This is a genomic window from Nonomuraea sp. NPDC049784 (assembly GCF_040659615.1).
GTDB lineage: Bacteria > Actinomycetota > Actinomycetes > Streptosporangiales > Streptosporangiaceae > Nonomuraea.
In genome coordinates, this window is sequence record NZ_JBFAMX010001125.1 from 1 (window position 1) to 1760 (window position 1760).

General features: G+C 69.9%; 2 protein-coding genes and 1 pseudogene. 2 read left to right on the forward strand and 1 reads right to left on the reverse strand.

Translation table 11 applies throughout. The features are described 5' to 3' along the window. Positions 1-372 (reverse strand): annotated as a pseudogene (locus AB0J09_RS63960) (TetR/AcrR family transcriptional regulator); the annotation flags it as partial. Between the two features lie 56 nt (positions 373-428). Here AB0J09_RS63960 and AB0J09_RS63965 point away from each other — a divergent pair. Both AB0J09_RS63965 and AB0J09_RS63970 read left to right on the forward strand, forming a co-directional pair. Continuing rightward, positions 429-1124 (forward strand): SGNH/GDSL hydrolase family protein, encoded by a 696-nt coding sequence (locus AB0J09_RS63965; RefSeq protein ID WP_360714178.1) that lies wholly within the window; start codon positions 429-431, stop codon positions 1122-1124. After that, entirely contained in the window at positions 1121-1714 is a 594-nt protein-coding gene (locus AB0J09_RS63970; protein ID WP_360714180.1) for an MFS transporter, read from the forward strand. The genes AB0J09_RS63965 and AB0J09_RS63970 overlap by 4 nt, the downstream gene beginning before the upstream one ends. The last annotated feature ends 46 nt before the right edge of the window (positions 1715-1760 follow it).

Genomic DNA, 1760 nt, shown 5'->3' on the forward strand with positions numbered 1-1760 from the left:
GTCGAACTCGGGCAGGTTGGCCGCCCAGAAGCAGCCACCAGTGAACAACGGCTGTTCGGCATAGGAGATCCATCGCTCGGTGAGCGCCCGGAGCCTGGCGGCCCCGGGCGGTGCGTCCGAGGCGGGCCGTACCACCGCGTCCAGAAACGCCTCGCGGGCGGTTTCGACGGTGGCCAGTTGCAATTGCTCCTTGGTACGGAACAACGTCGCGACTCCGCTCTTGCTCAGCCCCAGGTCGGTGGCCAGGCGGCCGAGGCTCAGCCCGTTCAGGCCCTCTAGGGAGGCGACGTCGGCGGCATGGCGGGTGATCGTCCTTCGAGTGCGCGCTCCGCGTGCCAGACGCTGGTCGACGGGCATCGGTTCGGTCGTCATTCGTGGCCCTCCCTCGGCTCTTGCAAAGTACGTACGAACGATCGTACGGTTTGTTTGTGATCGCAGCAACCACATCACTCATTGAAGAGTCCGATCCCTACTGCCTGTCCGCGGCGCGAGCCGGAGAGCTGCTGGCGCGGGCGCCCTGGCGGCGCTTCGCCACCATAGGCGACAGCCTGTCGGCGGGCACCGGAGATCCGAGCCCCGGCTACGCCGCACTGGGCTGGCCTGATCGTGTCGCGGACGTGTTGCGCCGGGTCCACCCCGACCTGGCCTACCTGAACCTCGCCGAGGTCGGCGCGACGACCTCGCGGACGATGCGGACACAGATCGACCGACTGGTCGAGTTCGGGCCTGACCTGGTCCACGTCCCCTCCGGTGCCAACGACCTGTTCCGGCCGGACCCGGACTACACGGCCATCGCGGCCGCCCTGGGACAAGTGTTCGAGCTCGCCGCCGGGACCGGGGCACAGCTCACGACGTTCACCCTCGGCCGGGCGTTCGTGGTTCCGCGCTACCCGGACTGGAACGAGCGGGTGCGCAGGGTCAACGACATCATCCGCGGCCTGGCCGCCGAGCACGGCGCGGTCCTCGCCGACATGTGGGACCACCCCGTCAACGACCGTCCGGACCTGCTGAGCGCCGACCGCATCCATTTCGCCGCGGCCGGGCAGGCGGTGATGGCGACCGAGATCGTCAAGGGGCTCGCACGGCTGCTCGACGCCGAAGTCGCCGAGGAGGCGCGGTCGTGAGCGTGCGGCCGCAGCAGCGGACCGAGGCGGCCACGCCGTGGGGTGCGGTCGCGGTCGTGCTGGTCGGGGCGTTCATGGCGACCCTCGACTCGTTCATCGTCATCGTCGCCGGGCCCTCGATTCAGGCCGACCTGCACGCAAGTGACGGTCAGGTGCAGTGGATCCTGGCCGGCTACCAGCTCACTTACGCGGTGTCGCTCATCACCGGAGGACGCCTGGGCGACCTGTACGGCCGCCGCCGGGTCTTCCTCACCGGCATGGGAGCCTTCACCGTGGCCTCGGTGGCGTGCGCGGTGGCGCAGACCGCCACCCTGCTCATCGCGGCGCGGCTGGCTCAGGGGCTGGGCGCGGCGCTGATGTTTCCCCAGGTGTACGCGTTCCTTACGGTGCTGGTCCCCGAACGCGACAGGCACCGCGCCTTCGGGAGGCTCGGGATGGTGCTCGGGCTGGCGACGATCGCGGGCCAGCTGGTGGGCGGGCTGCTGATCGGGGCGGACGTGCTCGGCTCGGGATGGCGGCCGGTGTTCTGGATCAACGTGCCGATCGGGCTCGCCACGATGCTGCTGGCGGCCCGGCGGCTCCGCCTGTGACCAGGTCAATCTCATACACACTCCCGCGGACGCAACCGGGGAAACG